Source organism: Amycolatopsis pittospori, assembly GCF_013870525.1.
GTDB classification, from domain to species: domain Bacteria; phylum Actinomycetota; class Actinomycetes; order Mycobacteriales; family Pseudonocardiaceae; genus Amycolatopsis; species Amycolatopsis pittospori.
The window spans coordinates 24,126-40,344 of record NZ_JACBXD010000071.1; the positions used below are offsets into that span (position 1 = coordinate 24,126).

Below are 16,219 nucleotides of genomic sequence, written 5' to 3' on the forward strand. Positions count from 1 at the left end.
GCACAGGTCCCGGCGACCAGACTTCGCGCCATGAAGGCATTGGTCAAAGCCGACCGAGCACCAGGGCTTGAACTCACCGACGTCCCGGACCCCGCCATCGGGCCCGGTGACGTCGCCGTCCGCGTGCTGCGGGCGGGTATCTGCGGCACCGATCTGCACATCGACTCGTGGGACGACTGGGCGGCGCGCACCATCGCGGCCCCGCTGGTCATCGGGCACGAATTCGTCGGCGAGGTGGTCGAGATCGGCCGGTCGGTGACGACGGTCAAGGTGGGCGACCTGGTCAGCGGTGAAGGGCATCTGGTCTGCGGCGGCTGCCGCAACTGCAAGGCCGGACGGCGGCACCTGTGCGCCCGGACCAAGGGCCTCGGCGTGCACGTCGACGGCGCCTTCGCGCAGTACGCCGTGCTGCCCGAGGCGAACGCCTGGGTGCACCGCAACGAGGTCGACCTCGACATCGCCGCGATCTTCGACCCGCTCGGCAACGCCGTGCACACCGCGCTTTCCTTCCCCGTCATCGGCGAGGACGTACTGGTCACCGGCGCCGGCCCGATCGGCATCATGGCCGCCGCGATCGCCCGCCACGCCGGCGCGCGCAACGTCGTCGTCACCGACGTCAGCGAGCACCGCCTGGAACTGGCCCGCAAGGTCGGCGTCGACCTCGCCCTGGACGTCTCGTCGGCGACCATCGCCGACGCGCAGGAGCGGCTCGGCATGGCCGAAGGCTTCGACGTCGGCATGGAGATGAGCGGACGGCCCGAGGCGCTGCGCGACATGATCGCGAACATGTCCCACGGCGGCCGCGTCGCGCTGCTGGGGCTGCCCGCCTCCGACGTCTCGGTGGACATCGCCGCCGTCGTGCTGAAGATGATCCAGATCAAGGGGATCTACGGCCGCGAGATGTTCGAGACCTGGTATTCGATGTCCGTGCTGCTGCAGGCGGGACTGGACATCTCGCCGGTGATCACCCACCGGTTCGGGTACAAGGACCACGAGAAGGCGTTCGCGACGGCCAGGGAAGGCCGCTGCGGCAAGGTCATTCTGGATTGGACGGAGAACTGATGTACGGCGCGATGCGCGACGACCTCAAGGCCGGGCTCGCCGAGATCCGGGAAGCCGGGCTGTACAAGGGCGAGCGGGTGATCCAGGGGCCGCAAAAGGCTTCGGTCAGCGTCGCCGGTGGAGACGTCCTCAACTTCTGTGCGAACAACTACCTCGGCCTCGCCGACCACCCGACGCTGATCAAGGCCGCGCAGGAGGCGCTGGACCGCTGGGGCTTCGGCATGGCGTCGGTGCGGTTCATCTGCGGGACGCAGCAGCCGCACAAGGAACTCGAGGCGAAGCTCTCGGAGTTCCTCGGCACCGAGGACACGATCCTCTACAGCTCGTGCTTCGACGCCAACGCCGGACTGTTCGAGACGCTGCTGACCGACCAGGACGTGATCATCTCCGACGAGCTCAACCACGCCTCGATCATCGACGGCGTCCGGCTGTGCAAGGCGAAGCGGATGCGCTACCGCAACCGCGACGTCGCCGACCTGGAGGCACGCCTCAAGGAGGCTTCGGGGGCGCGGTACCGGATGATCGCCACCGACGGCGTGTTCTCGATGGACGGCTACCTCGCGCCGCTCGACGAGATCTGCGCGCTGGCCGAACGCTACGACGCGCTGGTGATGGTGGACGACTCGCACGCCGTCGGTTTCACCGGTCCGACCGGGCGCGGTACGCCGGAACTGTTCGGCGTGCAGGACAAGGTCGACGTGCTGACCGGCACTCTCGGCAAGGCGCTGGGCGGGGCGAGCGGCGGCTACACCTCCGGCCGCGCGGAGATCGTCGAGATGTTGCGGCAGCGGTCCCGGCCGTACCTGTTCTCGAACTCGCTGGCGCCGTTGATCACCGCCGCCGCGCTCGCCACGCTGGAACTGCTGGGCGAGTCGAGCGAACTGCTGACCCGGCTGCGCGCCAACACCGAGCTGTTCCGGCGCCGGATGACCGAAGCGGGCTTCGACCTGCTGCCCGGTGAGCACCCGATCATCCCGGTGATGATCGGCGACGCCGCCAAGGCGGGCAAGATGGCGGATCTGCTGCTCGACCAGGGTATCTACGTCGTCGGTTTCTCGTATCCGGTGGTGCCGCACGGCAAGGCCCGGATCCGGACGCAGATGTCGGCGGCCCACTCGACCGAAGATGTCGACCGTGCGGTCGACGCGTTCGTGACAGCAAGGTCCATGATGGACGAATGATCGATCCGCGACGGTTGCGGGTACTGCGCGCCCTCGCCGACCACGGCACCGTGACGGCGGCGGGCCAGGCGCTGCACCTGACACCGTCCGCGGTCTCCCAGCAGCTGGCCGCACTCGAAGCCGAGTGCGGCCAGCAACTGCTTCGCCGCCGGGGCCGCCGGGTTTCGCTGACACCGGCGGGTGAACTGATGGTGGTGCACGCGAACGCCGTCGCCGCCGAACTGGAACGGGCACAGGCGACGCTGGCGGCCCTTGATTCCGGCGTCCAGGGGCAGGTGCGGCTGGCGACCTTCGCGTCGGCCATCACCATGGTCGTGGCGCCGGCGATCGCCGCGTTGCGTTCCGGTTCGCCGGGGGTCTCCGTCCAGGTGCAGGACGTCGAGGGGCACGCGAGCATCCCGCTGCTGCTCGACGGCGAGATCGACCTGGCGATCACCGAGGAATACCGGCTCTCGCCGCGAACGGACGAAAGCAGGCTCACCCGGTTCCCGTTGTACGTGGAACCTTTCGACGTCGTGCTGAACGCCGGGCACCGGCTGGCGGAAGCGTCCGAAGTGGACATCGACGAACTCGCCGACGACGACTGGATCGCGCCGAAACCGGGGAACCCCTGCCGCGACGTCCTGATGATCGCCTGCGCCAATCCCGAGATCCGGCACGTCTCCGACGACTTCCACGCGATCACCACCCTCGTCGCCGCGGGAGAGGGAGTGGCCTTGGTGCCACGCAATGCTTTCACCGCCGTGCCCGGCGCTGTCGCCGTCCCCCTGCGGGGTGAACCGCCGTTGCGCCGCGTGTTCGCCGCGGTCCGGCGGGGGAGCGCGGATCATCCGTTGCTCAAGACCGTTCTCGCGGAACTGCTGGAAGCGTCGCCGGGTCATGCGAATGCGGACCCGGAGCACCGCCCTTAGGATCGGGGCACTTGCCGGCTTGACGAGAGAACAGGGCGCGGATGCTCCAGATCGATGGCCTCACCTGGACCGTCACGATCGGACTGGTGCTCGCGTTGCTGGCACTCGATCTCATCCTCGCGGCCGTGCGGCCGCACAAGGTGGGCTTCGCCGAGGCGGTGGCCTGGTCGATCGGCTACATCCTGGTCGCGGTGGCTTTCGGCGTCTGGCTGACGCTCGCGCACGGCGGTGACTTCGGGCAGCAGTACTTCGCGGGTTACATCGTGGAGAAGAGCCTGTCGGTCGACAACCTCTTCGTCTTCGTGATCATCATGAGCACCTTCGCCGTGCCCGAGGAACATCAGCACAAGGTGCTCACGTTCGGGATCGTCGTCGCGCTGATCATGCGCGCGATCTTCATCGCGCTCGGCGCCACGCTGCTTTCGTTGTTCTCCTTCATGTTCCTGCTGTTCGGCTTGCTGCTGATCTACACCGGCATCCAGCTGTTCCGGCATCGCGACGAGGATCCCGACGTCGAGAACAACGTGGTGGTGCGGACAGCTCGCCGTCTGCTGCCGCTGTCGAAGGAGTACGACGGCGGCAAGCTGTTCACCCGGCTCGAAGGCAAGCGGGTGGGCACGCCGCTGGTGGTCGTACTGCTCGCGATCGGCGGGATCGACCTGCTGTTCGCGCTGGACTCGATTCCGGCCGTCTTCGGCGTCACCGACGAGCCGTACCTGGTCTTCGCCGCCAACGCCTTCGCCCTGCTGGGCCTGCGCGCGCTGTATTTCCTGGTGAAGGGTCTGCTCGACAGGCTCGTCTACCTGTCGGCCGGGCTCGCGGTGATCCTCGGGTTCATCGGGGTCAAGCTGATCCTGCATTGGGCGCATGTGGACATCGACGACAGCGTTCCCGAGATCTCCACGCCGGTCAGCCTCGCGGTGATCATCGGCATCCTCGTCGTGGTGACGGTCGCGAGCCTGCTCAAGACTCGCAACGATCCTGCGGTCAAAGCGCATCCGGGATCGCTGCGCGCCTCACGGCCTCCGTCCGAAGAGGACTAGCGCCAGCCGTGGGCCAGGAGGTCGAAGATCTCCTCGACGGCTTTCCTCGGGTCCGGCCTGCCGCGCGTGAGCGCCGGGATGTCCAGGACGAACCGCGCCAGCGCACGGCATGAGACGTCGTCCGGGTCCGCGCCCGCGTCTTCGGCGATGGCGGCGCCGAGGGCCGCGGCGTGCCGGGTCCACAGGCGTTCGCCGTACTCCTGCAACGCGGGGGTGCCGCTCACCAGCGCGGTGAATTCGGGGTACTGGGGATGCTCGGTGAGCGGGAGCCAGGTCGCGAGCACGTACTCGCGCAGCGCCTCGACGACGTTTTGTCCGGTGGGGCGCTCCAGTACGGCGGCGATCATGTTCGCCTCGCGGTCCTCGGACTCGTCGAAGACCAGGGCCTCCTTACCCGGGAAGTGCTTGAACAGCGTCGTGGTCGAGACGTCGGCGGCCTCGGCGATGTCGCGGATGCTCACCTGGTCGTAGCCCCGCTCCAGGAACAGTTCCAGCGCGGCGTCCGCGAGCGCTTGCCGCGTCGCCGCCTTCTTGCGTTCACGCCGTCCGGGTGTCTCCATGAGCGCACTCTACCGCATTAGTTGCCACGGTCACTAAGTTGACTCGTTGCACTTTTTAACTCGTTCTGCTTTTCTGGGTTCATGAGAATCAGCATCATCGGAGCGGGCCCCGGTGGCCTCACCTGCGCCCGCATCCTGCAGAAGCACGGCATCCCCGTGAAGGTCTACGACCGCGACCCGCACCCCGAGGCGCGCAACCAGGGCGGCACCCTCGACCTGCACGCCGACAACGGGCAGCTCGCCCTGCGCGAAGCCGGTCTGCTCGACGAGTTCTTCGCCCTGGCACGGCCGGAAGGGCAGGAGATGCGCAAACTCGACATGGCCGGACGGATCCTGGAGCACCATGTCCCGGCCGAAGGCGAACTCTTCAAACCGGAGATCGACCGGGGCAGGCTGCGTCGGCTGCTGCTCGGCTCACTGGAGCCGGGCACCGTGGAATGGGGCCGCACCCTGGTGGCCGTCGGGGGGTCCGGGCAGTTGCGCTTCGCCGACGGGACGATCGCCGAGACGGACCTGGTCATCGGGGCCGACGGCGCCTGGTCGCGGGTCCGCCCGGCGGTGTCGGCGGCCGTCCCGGAGTATTCCGGGATCACCTTCCTGGAAGCGTGGTTCGAGGACGTCGACAACGCGCATCCCGAAATCGCCGCGCTCGTGGGACAGGGCAGCGCCATGGCGGCCGACGGCGAACGCTGCCTGTTCGCCCAGCGCAACAGCGGCGACCACATCCGCGTCTACGTCATCCAGCGCCTGCCCGCGGACTGGATCGGTGCCGGTGACACCGCGGAGATCCGCGCCCGGCTGCTCGACGCGTTCTCGGAATGGTCGCCGCCGATGCTCCGCATGATCACCGACAACGACGGGCCGTACGTCGATCGCCCGCTGTTCGTCCTGCCCGTCCCGCACACGTGGAAGCACACGCCGAACGTGACCTTGCTCGGCGACGCCGCCCACCTCATGCCGCCACTCGGCGTCGGCGTCAACCTGGCCATGCTCGACGCCTGCGAACTCGCTCTCGCGCTGGCCGGCTCCGCCACGATCGGCGAAGCCGTCGCCACCTACGAGAAGACGATGCTTCCCCGGTCGGTGGAAATCGCGCGGCAGCTGGAGAACGGCGCCGAAGGCCTGCTCGACGCACCTGCCGACGAGGGCTACTCGCCGGTCGTCCTGTCGGTGAGCGCGCAATCCGATTGACCTTCCGCCTCGACTTCGGGACCTGCGGTGTCGGCGATCCGGCCTGCGATCTGGCGATCGCCTGGACGCTGCTCACCGCGGACGGCCGGCAGGTGTTCCGCGAGCGACTGTCCGTCGATGACGCGGCTTGGGCGCGCGGGCGTGGGTGGGCTCTCTGGAAGACACTCGTCGCTTGTGCTCGGACCTTGGGCCGCGCGGACCGGGAGGCCGCGAACGCGTTGCGCGTCCTGAGGGAGATCTTGTCCGGCTAAGGGCACTTCGCAACACCTTCCCGCGAGGCTGGCCGGCATGAGATACGCCTTGCCTCTCAAGGCTTATCGGCCGGCGTGTAGATCAGTTCGAGGACGCCGGACGGGAAGGCCGTGCTCTTCACCAGGCGAAGCTTCAAGGCCTCGTTCAATTCCGGGAACAGGGCGGCGCCCTTGCCCGTGACGGCGGGCAGCACCCACAGCCGGTACTCGTCGACCACGCCGAGCTTGATGAGCGAGTGCGCGAACGCGATGCCGCCGGTGGCGACGAGGTCCTTGCCGGGTTCGGCCTTGAGCTTGGCGATCTCTTCCGCCGTGTCACCGCGGACGATCCGGGTCTCGGACCAGTCGGCGGATTCCAGGGTGCGGGAGAACACGACCTTCGGGATCTCGTTCATCGCCTTGGCGGACGGATGGTCGGAGCCGGGCCAGTATCCGGCCATGCCCTCGTAGGTGTTCCGGCCCATGAGGAAGGCGCCGGCCTCCCATAGTCCGCTGACGAAGTATTCCTCTTGCTCGGGGTCGTCGATCGCCATCATGACGTCCCGGATCCCGTTGTCGGCGTCCGCGCTCTTGCCGTCGAGCGAGACGTAGAAACCCAGAATCAACTTCCGCATCGCGATGCCTCCCGGTGTGTGTCCGGCGACTGCCGGGTCGCACAACACTCGCACCGACGATCGTAGATGTCAAGACAAGAAATATTGTCGGCGAAAGTGGTCTTACCTCGCGACGGAATCCCGGGCAGGCGAAGCGGAATCGCTTACCTCCAAGGAAGAATCACGAGAAGGTTCCTTGACGACCAAGGTGGCGAAGAAGGTCAGGGCGATGCACCCGGTCACCCACCAGAAGAACACGCTCTCGTGACCGGCCTGCTTCAGCGCCAGCGCGATCGGCTCCGACAGACCGCCGAAGATCGCGGTCGCCAGGGCGTGGGGGAGTCCGACGCCGAGGGCGCGGACGTTGGTGGGGAACATCTCCGCCTTGATGATCGCCGAGAGGGCCGTGTAGCCACTGAGGAAGACCAGCGCGGTGACCATGAGCAGGAAGGCGATCCACGGATTGTCCGTCCCGCCCACGAGCGTCATGATCGGTACGGTCAGGACCATTCCGCCGACCGAGAAACCGAACATCACCGGACGACGTCCCCAGCGGTCGGAGAGGGCGCCGGCGATCGGCTGCATGAAGATGAACAGGAACAGGGCGGCGAAACCGATCAGGGACGCCGTCGGCTTCGGGATCCCCGCGGTGTTCACCATGTACTTCTGCAGGTAGCTGGTGAAGGTGTAGAAGGCGACCGTGCCGCCGATCGCGAGACCGAGGACGGCGAAGACCTGACGCCGGTGCTCGCTCAGCAGGACTCGAAGTCCTCCGCGTCGCCGGGTCAGCGCGTTCTGCTGGAAATGCTCGGATTCCTCCATGCTGCGCCGCAGGTACATGACCACGAGCCCGGCGATCGCGCCGATCACGAACGGGACGCGCCAGCCCCAGGAGTACATCTGCGCTTCGGTCAGCAGCGACTGCATCACGATCATCACCAGCAGGGCGGCGAGCTGGCCGACGGTGATCGAAACGTACTGGAAGCTCGAATAGAACCCGCGCCGCCGCGGCGTGGCGATCTCGGACAGGTAGGTCGCGCTCGAACCGAACTCGCCCCCGACCGACAGGCCTTGCGCGAGCCTGGCGACGACGAGGATCACCGGGGCGAGGATCCCGATCGACGCGTAGCCGGGTGTGATGGCGATGGTCAGGGAACCGAAGCTCATCAGCGTCACGGACAGCGTCAGCGCCGCTCGCCTGCCGAACCGGTCGGCGTACAGGCCCAGGAGCCAGCCGCCGAGCGGGCGCATCAGGAAACCGACGGCGAAGACGACGGCGGTGGAAAGCAGCTGTGCCGTCTGGTTTCCCGCGGGGAAGAAGCTGGCCGCGAAATAGATGCTGAACGAGGCGTAGACGAACCAGTCGTACCATTCGACCAGGTTCCCGAGGCAGCCGCGGACCACGTTCGCGACGACACCGGGTTTCTTGTGCGGCAAGGGAAGCTCCTTCGCTCCGGGAATGCCGACCATCATGAGCTGTGATGCCCGCGGTTGAGAAATAGAAATCCGCGATGGACGCATACCCGGCGCGCATGGCTCCATCAAGCCAAGCGAGGGCTCAGGCCAGGAAGTCGCGAACCAGCTCGCTCGATTCCGGACGGCACTCGTCGAAGTAGGCGTGCCGGGCCCCGGTGAACAGATGCATTCGCGCATCGGGGATCCGCCCGGTCAGCAAGGGCGCGTTCGCCGGCGGCGCGAGCAGGTCGTCGTCCCCGTGCAGGACCAAGGTGGGCGCGGTGATCCGGGGGAGCGCGTCCCAGGCGTCGTGGGTGTTGCTCGCGACGAGGTGACCGCGCACGGCGTGCGGTGGCATGCCGTGCGCCCCGAGCACCTGGTACGGACCGGGATGGGAGGCCCGCCAATCGGGCGTGTACATCAGGTTCTCCAACGTTTCCCGCGCCTCCGCGGAGGAACGGCGGGCGAGTGCCAGCCGCACGTCGTTCGACCGCTCGACGCCGTGCGTGCCGCCGGGTGAGGTGCAGCCGAGGACGAGCCGCCGGACCCGGCCGGGATACCTCGCGGCGACCCACTGCGCGACGCGGCCGCCCATCGAGGTGCCGTAGACGTCGGCTTCGGCGACGTCGAGGTGGTCGAGGACGGCGATCACGTCGTCCGCGAAACCCGTTGTGGAATAAGGGACGTCGGGTGCGTCGCTGGCGCCGGTGCCGCGGTAGTCCATGGTGATCGTGCTCGGAAAGTCCTCGCGCGTACGGTTCCACCACGTATGGTCGTTCGCCTGCCCGGCCAGCAGCACGAGCGGCCTGCCCGTGCCGTGGCATTGAAAGGCCAGCCGTGTGCCGTCGGCGGCGACGGCGTGGCCGGTGCGGGGAAGCGTGCTCATCCTTCTCCTTTTCGGTCGTCCCAGAGTTGCGCCGAGGGCCACTCGCCGTCGGTCACGGTCTGGTGGATCTGCCGGACCAGCGCCCGCGCGACGACGTCGACCGCGGGCGTGACCCGGCCCGTGCGAGGCGTCCCGAGGACGACGGTGCGCCAGATCTCCGGTTCGCGGACCGGGGCCGCGCTCAAGATGCCGTCGGCGACGTCCTGCGCGATGCCGATCCCCGGCAGGATCGTCCAGCCGTGCCCGCCGAGGACCAGGCGTTTCTGCAGGGTCATCGAGTTCGTCTGCACTGCGGTCTCGGCGTCGGCACCGGCCTCGCGGGCCGCGCCGTCGATGAGGGTGCGCAACGCGTGCCCCTCGGACGGCATGACGAGCGGATGTGCGGCCACCTCGGCGAACGGGACGGGGTGTGCGGCGTCCAGCCCGGCCGACGGGGGAGCGACGGCCCAGAGCCGCTCGCGGACCAGTGGCCGGACATTGAGCGACGGCGTGCTGGTCAGGTTGTAGAGCAGGCTGAGGTCGACGTCGCCGTCGTCTATCCATCGCTGCAGATGCCCCGAATACGCGGTGAGCAGCCGAAGTTCGATCCCCGGATGGTCGCGCAGGACGGCCGTCGTCAGTGGTGCGGCGATCCGTTCCGCGGCGCTCTCCAGCAGGCCGACCGTGACGATCCCGGTGACCACGCCGGGCGTCGGGGCCAGTTCGGCGCGGGCCCGGTCGAGTTCGGTGAGGGCGCGCCGGGCTCGTTCGACCAGGGTCGCGCCCGCCTCGGTCGGCCGCATCCCGTGCCGGGTCCGCTCGAACAGTGGCACGCCCAGTTCCTGCTCCAGGGTGCGGATCTGGCGCGTGACCGCGGGCTGGACCAGGTGCAGTAACTCGGCAGCCCGGGTCACGCTGCCGACCTCCGCGACGGTCACCAACGCCTTGAGCTGCTTGAAGTCCACCGTCGACCCCTGTCATCGCGGTTCGGAATGCTGCGATCATAATTTGGTATTTCACTTACGGTCTCATCATCGCTCATGATAACTACATGACCGGAGTGACCGAAGAAGAGGCCGCGATCGTCGAGCTCGTGGCGGAGTTCGTCGACCGCGAGGTCCGGCCCGCCGCACAGGGTCTCGACCACACGAACACCTACCCCGAAAAGCTCATCGAGCAGATGAAGGCGATGGGTGTCTTCGGGCTGGCAGTCCCCGAGCCCTGGGGTGAGACGCAGGTGTCCGCCCAGTGCTACGCGCTGGTGACCGAGGAACTGGCCCGCGGCTGGATGAGCCTCGCCGGCGCGATGGGTGGTCACACCGTCGTCGCGAAACTCCTCGCCACCTACGGCACACAGGAGCAGAAGGACGCCTACCTGCCGAAGATGGCGACCGGCGAGATCCGCGCGACGATGGCGCTCACCGAACCCGGTGGCGGCTCGGACCTGCAGGCACTCCGCACCACGGCGCGGCGCGAAGGCGACGAGTACGTCGTCGACGGCAGCAAGACGTGGATCACCAACGCGCGGCGATCGCAGCTGGTCGCGTTGCTGTGCAAGACCGACCCGGCCGCCGAGCCCGCGCACAAGGGGATCTCCATCCTGCTGGTGGAGAAGGGACCCGGTTTCCAGGTCTCGCGGGATCTGCCCAAGCTCGGCTACAAGGGCGTCGAGAGCTGCGAGCTGTCCTTCGACGGCTTCCGCGCGCCGTCCACCGCGCTCCTCGGCGGTGAGGAAGGCCGCGGTTTCGCTCAGATGATGCGCGGGCTCGAGATCGGGCGGATCCAGGTCGCCTGCCGGGCACTCGGCGTCGGCCGCGCCGCATTGGAGGATTCCCTGCGGTACGCCCAGGAGCGGGAGACCTTCGGCAAGCCGATCTGGCAGCACCAGTCGATCGGCAACTATCTTGCGGACATGGCGACCAAGCTCGAGGCCGCGCGCCAGCTGGTGCACCACGCGGCGCGGCGCTACGACTCGGGCGAGCGCGCGGACATGGAGGCCGGGATGGCGAAGCTGTTCGCCTCGGAGACCGCGATGGAGATCGCGCTCGACGCGGTGCGCATCCACGGCGGTTACGGCTATTCGACCGAGTTCGACGTCGAGCGGTACTTCCGCGACGCGCCGCTGATGATCGTGGGTGAGGGCACCAACGAGATCCAGCGCGGCGTGATCGCCCGTCAGCTGATCGAACGGCACCGCATCAAGTCCTGAAGCAGCAAGGAAGGCAGTATGCGCCACCCACTCGAAGGCATCACCGTCGTCGCGCTGGAACAGGCCGTCGCCGCGCCGTTCGCTTCGCGCCAGCTCGCCGATCTCGGCGCCAGGGTCATCAAGATCGAGCGTCCCGGCGTCGGTGATTTCGCCCGGGACTACGACCGGACCGTGCACGGACAGTCGAGTTACTTCGTCTGGCTGAACCGCGGCAAGGAGAGCGTCGAGCTCGACATCAAGGACCCCGGTGACCGGGCCCTGCTCGACGCGATGATCGGCCAAGCCGACGTCTTCCTGCAGAACCTCGTCCCCGGCGCCGTGGAAAGGCTGGGCCTCGACGCGGAGACACTGCGCGCGGCCCGCCCGGAACTGATCCACTGCTCCATCTCGGGCTACGGTCCGGATGGTCCATATAGGACGAAGAAGGCCTACGATCTGTTGGTGCAGTGCGAGACCGGCCTCGTGATGTCCACCGGAACGCCGGAGACCCCGGCCAAGGCGGGGATCTCGATCGCCGACATCGCCACCGGGATGTACGCCTACTCCGGCATCCTCACCGCCCTCTACGACCGTGAGCGGACGGGTGACGGCGCGAGCCTGCACGTCGCGATGATCGATTCGCTCGGGGAGTGGATGAGCCAGCCCGCCTACTTCTCCCGCTATGGCCAGGAACCTCCCCGGCGTACGGCGGCGGCGCATCCGTCGATCTCGCCGTACGGGCCGTACCGCACCGGGGACGACAAGGTGTTCCTGAGTGTCCAAAGTGAACGGGAGTGGGTCGTGCTCTGCGGTGAGGTGCTGGGACGCGGGGAACTCGCCGAAGACCCGCGCTTCCGGACCAACGACGACCGGGTGGCGAACGACGACGAACTCACCGAGGTCCTGGAACGGACCTTCGAGGGCCGGACCGCGGACGAGGTCGGGGAGCTGCTGGAGCGATCGGGGATCGCCAACGCCCGGCTGCGGACGCCCGAACAGTTCACCCGGCATCCCCAGCTGAGCGCGCGGAAACGCTGGCGCGCGGTGGAAACCCCGGCGGGCCCGCTGGAGGCGCTGCTCCCGCCGGTCGAGGTCGAGGGGCAGGAACCGGTGATGGGTCCGGTACCCGCGCTGGGGGCTCACAACGACGCGATCCGGGCGGAATTCGGAGAGGGGATCCCGGCATGAGCATCGAGGTCACCGAGGTCGTGCAACCCGGTCCGGCGGAAGCGCTGGGCTCGCTGCTCGACGTCGACGTGCCGGATCTGGACCGCGACGGCCTCCCGTTGCTGTGGCATTGGCTCTACCTGCTGGACCGTCCCGCGCAGGCCGATCTGGGCCCGGACGGGCATCCGGTCCGCCACACGATCCCGGCGCCACCGGAGCCCGGACGTCGTCGCATGTGGGCAGGCGGCCGGGTCCGGACGCTCGGACCGCTGCGGTGCGGACTGCCCGCCACCCGGCGTACGGAAGTCGTTTCCGTGCAGGAGAAACAGGGCCGGACCGGACGGCTGACCTTCGCCGTGACCGGGCACAAGATCCTCCAGGGCGGCCGGGTGGTGGTCGAAGAGGAACAGGACATCGTCTACCGGGACGCCGCTTCCGGAGCCTCCGAGGCCGCGGCCGACGGGCCGGAAGTTCCGCCCTCCGAGGGAGAATGGGCGATCGACGTCTCGCCGACCCTGCTGTTCCGCTTCTCGGCGCTGACCTACAACGCCCACCGCATCCACTACGACCGCGACTACGTGCGCGACGTCGAGGGCTATCCGGGGCTGCTCACCCACGGGCCGCTGCAAGCGCTCGCGATGGCCGAGGCCGCGCGGCTACAGGGAAGAAGCGGGGAACTGGCCTTCGACTATCGCCTGGTCTCACCGCTGTTCGACCATCAGGGCATGGTGGTCCGGGCCGAAGCCGGGGTCGGCGAGACCGTGACGGCCGTGCGCGATCGTCACGGACGGCAGACCGCCACCGGCACCGTACGGAGCCTCGGCCGATGAACGACTTCCTCGCCCAAGCCAAGACCTTCCTGTTCGTCCCCGGGCATCGCCCGGACCGGTTCGCGAAGGCCGCGGCCAGCGGCGCCGACGTCGTGATCCTCGACCTGGAGGACGCCGTCGGGCCCGGCCACAAGGAAGCCGCGCGAGAGCACGTCCGGACCTGGCTCGAAGACGGCAACCGCGCGATCGTGCGGATCAACGCACCGGGAACCCCTTGGTACGACGGCGATGTCGCGATCACCGAGCGGGCGCTCGCGGTGATGCTGCCCAAGGCCGAGGACCCCGCCCAGGTCGACGCCGTGCCCGGCGTCCCGGTCATCCCGCTGGTGGAGACGGCGGCCGGGATCGCCGCCGCGGTGGCGATCTGCGCCGCGGACGCGGTGGTGCGGCCCGCGTTCGGCAGCGTCGACCTGGCCTCCCAGCTCGGCGTCGATCACTCATCGCACGAGGCGCTGCGCTACGCGCGATCGGCGCTCGTCATCGCTTCGGCCGCCGCGGGGAAGGCGGCTCCGATCGACGGCGTCACCACGGCCCTCGACGACGAAGCCGCACTCACCGTGGACCTCGAACACGCCCGAATCCTCGGTTTCAGCGGGAAACTGTGCGTGCATCCGCGCCAAGTACCCGTCGCGAACAAGGCTTTCGTCCCGACAGGGAGCGAAATCGAATGGGCGCGCGGCGTTCTCGCGCCGGTGGGCGACGGCTCGGTGGCCGTCGCCGGCGGCCAGATGGTGGACCGGCCGGTGGAACTGCGAGCGAGGGCGATCCTCGACCGCGCCGGTGAGCCATTTCGACCAGCCGGATGACGCCTACTCGGACTGGTGGTGCCCGCCGGTGGGCGGTAACGTTTCGACGAGCGGACTTTTCGTTACGGTGAACGGAAAGGAGGCGTGGTCCGGTGCACGAGCCGATGGTGACGGAATTCGCGACCACCGATCCGGAACAGGCACATGCCCTGATCGCCGAGGCTTACCGCGACAACCGGTTACGGGTACGCGGCACCGTCGAGAACTACCATTTCGAGCACAAACGCTGTGATCTCGGGGACGTGCATTTCGACTTCATGCACAACACGCTGACCACGGACATCGTCGTCCAGCCCTTGGGCAGGCTGGTGCTGCTGCGGGTGCTGGGCGGTGTACTGGAGATCGAGGACGTCACCGGCGACCGCCGGATGCTCCCCGGCGACGTGGTCGCCGGTCCGCATCCCGGCCACGGGTACCGGACCGGGATGCACGGCGTGCGTCTGCAGGTCACCGGTATCGATCTGCCACTGCTCACCGGGACCGACCCGGCGCAGGACGGCGGGGTGGTCGAGCGGCTGCAGTACGAGCCGGTGAGCCCGGAGAAGGCGCGGCGCTGGTGCCGGACGGTCGACTACCTGACCGAGATGTTCTCCGAACCGGGCGTGGAGAACGGTCCCCTCGTGCTCGGCGCGGCCGGGCGGCTTCTGGCCGCCGTCGCGCTGGACACCTTCACCGGCGGTGCCGCTGAGACCTGTCCTCGCGACAGCCGGGACGCGCTCCCGGAAGTGGTGCGCCGCGGTATCGCCTTCCTGGAGGCGAATCCCGACATCGACCTCGGCGTCGCCGACATCGCCCGCGCCTGCCGGGTCTCGGTGCGTGCCCTGCAACTGGCGTTCCGGCGGCATCTGGACACCACCCCGATGGCGTACCTGCGCCGGGTCCGGCTGGACCGGGTCCGAGCCGACCTGCTGGACGCCGACCCCGGTGCGGGTGCGACCGTCACCCGTATCGCGGCGAAATGGGGTTTCGTGGACGGCAGCCGCTTCAGCGCCTACTACCGCGAGACGTTCGGCGAGGCGCCCAGTCACACGCTGCGTAATCGCTAGGTTCGTTTTCGTCGGTGCGAGTCTGCGTTTCGCCCGCTAGACCGCCGTCGCCGGGAACGGTTCCATGGACTCCGGCCCACCAGTATCGCCGAGTCCCCGCTTACTGGTGCGTCGTAACCGGACCGGCCGGCCGGTTCCCTAGGGACGCGTCGCGATCCCGTCGTACATGACGCGGCGGACGGCCCTGCTCATGGCCGCCTGCCCTTCCTGGGACGGGTCGCGCAGTCCGGACAGGACCGACGCGAGGATCATCCCGTTGATCGCCCGCGCGGTGGCGTCGACGTCGAGGTCCGCGTGCAGGTAGCCCAACCGGACGCCGTGGTGGAGATAGCCCGCGGTCAGTCCGGCGGCGGTCTCGTAGAAGTCCAGTACGCGTTCCCGCATCTCGGCGTCGATGCCCGCGGCTTCGAGCAGGAGGAAACGGGCCATCCGGGGGTCGCTGCCGAAGATCCGGGCGAGCGCGTCGCCGATCCTGGCGCTCTGTTTGCGGTACTCGGCCAGGCTGCTGACCGCGTCGGGCGCGTTGTCCGCGGCGAGTGAGGCGACCACCTTCTCGACCAGGTCGGTGATGACATGGTCGACGATGTCCCGCTTGTTCTCGAAGTACCGGTAGAAGGTTCCGTGCCCGATGCCCAGGCGTGCGGCGATGTCGGCGATACCGGTCGCGTGGTAGCCGCGTTCGGCGAAGCAGTCGAACGCGGTCTCGACGATCTCGCGCCGGAGTTCCTGCTTCTTTCGTGCGGCCCTGCTGACCGGGGTCTCCGTCGTCATGCCGTCAGCTTATTGCCCCCGGCGTTCAAATGACATACCGTTCCGGAAATGACACGTCATTCCGCCAGGGCTCTCGTGCTCGGCTGCGGCGGCACCCTGGGCTTCGCCTGGACAGCGGCGGTCCTCGACGCCCTGCACACCAGGTCGGGCTGGGATCCGCGCACGGCGGACGTCCTGGTCGGCACGTCCGCCGGGGCCGAGGCGGTCGCCATGCTCGGCGCGGGAATCCCGGCGAAGGCGATCCTCGGCGCGCTCGCCGAAACGCCCGACGGTGATCCCGTGGTACGACGTTCCGGAGT

The 16,219-nt window shown here is 68.5% G+C and carries 18 protein-coding genes; 12 read left to right on the plus strand and 6 right to left on the minus strand.

Annotation, left to right across the window (positions count from 1 at the left end):
- Positions 1-30 precede the first annotated feature (30 nt).
- The 4 genes from tdh to H5J31_RS30210 are packed head-to-tail and all read left to right on the plus strand — an operon-like array spanning position 31 to position 4,197.
- Positions 31-1,062 (plus strand): L-threonine 3-dehydrogenase, encoded by a 1,032-nt coding sequence (gene tdh / locus H5J31_RS30195; protein ID WP_181776059.1) that lies wholly within the window; start codon positions 31-33, stop codon positions 1,060-1,062.
- Complete coding sequence (locus tag H5J31_RS30200) at positions 1,062-2,243, plus strand: glycine C-acetyltransferase (RefSeq protein WP_181776077.1); 1,182 nt, start codon at positions 1,062-1,064, stop codon at positions 2,241-2,243. Before tdh ends, H5J31_RS30200 begins: the two co-directional genes overlap by 1 nt.
- A complete protein-coding gene (locus H5J31_RS30205; protein WP_181776060.1) occupies positions 2,240-3,154 on the plus strand; it encodes a LysR family transcriptional regulator in 915 nt (304 codons plus the stop codon). Before H5J31_RS30200 ends, H5J31_RS30205 begins: the two co-directional genes overlap by 4 nt.
- 41 nt (positions 3,155-3,195) lie before the next feature.
- Positions 3,196-4,197 (plus strand): TerC/Alx family metal homeostasis membrane protein, encoded by a 1,002-nt coding sequence (locus H5J31_RS30210; RefSeq protein ID WP_181776061.1) that lies wholly within the window; start codon positions 3,196-3,198, stop codon positions 4,195-4,197.
- Here the strand turns inward: H5J31_RS30210 and H5J31_RS30215 are convergent.
- Positions 4,194-4,757, minus strand: coding sequence for a TetR/AcrR family transcriptional regulator (locus tag H5J31_RS30215; RefSeq protein ID WP_181776062.1), 564 nt, complete (start codon positions 4,755-4,757; stop codon positions 4,194-4,196). The genes H5J31_RS30210 and H5J31_RS30215 overlap by 4 nt on opposite strands.
- Before the next feature lie 81 nt (positions 4,758-4,838).
- On the opposite strand from H5J31_RS30215, the gene H5J31_RS30220 reads away from it, so the two are divergent.
- Together H5J31_RS30220 and H5J31_RS30225 are read left to right on the plus strand one after the other, a co-directional pair.
- The gene (locus H5J31_RS30220) at positions 4,839-5,948 is read left to right on the plus strand and encodes an FAD-dependent oxidoreductase (protein ID WP_181776063.1); all 1,110 of its coding nucleotides are present in this window, start codon (positions 4,839-4,841) and stop codon (positions 5,946-5,948) included.
- A complete protein-coding gene (locus H5J31_RS30225; RefSeq protein ID WP_407925073.1) occupies positions 5,945-6,199 on the plus strand; it encodes a phosphotransferase in 255 nt (84 codons plus the stop codon). Before H5J31_RS30220 ends, H5J31_RS30225 begins: the two co-directional genes overlap by 4 nt.
- Before the next feature lie 56 nt (positions 6,200-6,255).
- Here H5J31_RS30225 and H5J31_RS30230 read toward each other — a convergent pair whose 3' ends face one another.
- The 4 genes from H5J31_RS30230 to H5J31_RS30245 form a co-directional block, all read right to left on the minus strand.
- Positions 6,256-6,813, minus strand: coding sequence for a dihydrofolate reductase family protein (locus tag H5J31_RS30230; RefSeq protein ID WP_181776064.1), 558 nt, complete (start codon positions 6,811-6,813; stop codon positions 6,256-6,258).
- A 102-nt stretch (positions 6,814-6,915) separates the two neighbouring features.
- Positions 6,916-8,265, minus strand: a complete 1,350-nt coding sequence (locus tag H5J31_RS30235) for an MFS transporter (protein WP_181776065.1) — start codon at positions 8,263-8,265, stop codon at positions 6,916-6,918.
- A gap of 85 nt (positions 8,266-8,350) precedes the next feature.
- Entirely contained in the window at positions 8,351-9,133 is a 783-nt protein-coding gene (locus tag H5J31_RS30240; RefSeq protein ID WP_181776066.1) for an alpha/beta fold hydrolase, read from the minus strand.
- Positions 9,130-10,077, minus strand: coding sequence for a LysR family transcriptional regulator (locus H5J31_RS30245; protein WP_181776067.1), 948 nt, complete (start codon positions 10,075-10,077; stop codon positions 9,130-9,132). The genes H5J31_RS30240 and H5J31_RS30245 overlap by 4 nt, the downstream gene beginning before the upstream one ends.
- An 86-nt stretch (positions 10,078-10,163) precedes the next feature.
- On the opposite strand from H5J31_RS30245, the gene H5J31_RS30250 reads away from it, so the two are divergent.
- The 5 genes from H5J31_RS30250 (at position 10,164) to H5J31_RS30270 (ending at position 15,149) form a co-directional block, all read left to right on the plus strand.
- Positions 10,164-11,321, plus strand: coding sequence for an acyl-CoA dehydrogenase family protein (locus H5J31_RS30250; RefSeq protein WP_181776068.1), 1,158 nt, complete (start codon positions 10,164-10,166; stop codon positions 11,319-11,321).
- 18 nt (positions 11,322-11,339) lie between these two features.
- On the plus strand, positions 11,340-12,488 hold the full coding sequence (locus tag H5J31_RS30255; RefSeq protein ID WP_181776069.1) for a CaiB/BaiF CoA transferase family protein: 1,149 nt from the start codon (positions 11,340-11,342) through the stop codon (positions 12,486-12,488).
- Positions 12,485-13,297 (plus strand): mesaconyl-C4 CoA hydratase, encoded by an 813-nt coding sequence (locus H5J31_RS30260; RefSeq protein WP_181776070.1) that lies wholly within the window; start codon positions 12,485-12,487, stop codon positions 13,295-13,297. The genes H5J31_RS30255 and H5J31_RS30260 overlap by 4 nt, the downstream gene beginning before the upstream one ends.
- Complete coding sequence (locus H5J31_RS30265) at positions 13,294-14,103, plus strand: HpcH/HpaI aldolase/citrate lyase family protein (protein ID WP_181776071.1); 810 nt, start codon at positions 13,294-13,296, stop codon at positions 14,101-14,103. Before H5J31_RS30260 ends, H5J31_RS30265 begins: the two co-directional genes overlap by 4 nt.
- A 92-nt stretch (positions 14,104-14,195) precedes the next feature.
- Complete coding sequence (locus H5J31_RS30270) at positions 14,196-15,149, plus strand: helix-turn-helix transcriptional regulator (protein ID WP_181776072.1); 954 nt, start codon at positions 14,196-14,198, stop codon at positions 15,147-15,149.
- 138 nt (positions 15,150-15,287) lie between these two features.
- Here H5J31_RS30270 and H5J31_RS30275 read toward each other — a convergent pair whose 3' ends face one another.
- Positions 15,288-15,920 (minus strand): TetR/AcrR family transcriptional regulator, encoded by a 633-nt coding sequence (locus H5J31_RS30275; RefSeq protein WP_181776073.1) that lies wholly within the window; start codon positions 15,918-15,920, stop codon positions 15,288-15,290.
- 48 nt (positions 15,921-15,968) lie between these two features.
- On the opposite strand from H5J31_RS30275, the gene H5J31_RS30280 reads away from it, so the two are divergent.
- Positions 15,969-16,219: patatin-like phospholipase family protein (locus H5J31_RS30280; protein ID WP_207899042.1), on the plus strand; the 251-nt coding region annotated here is incomplete at its 3' end.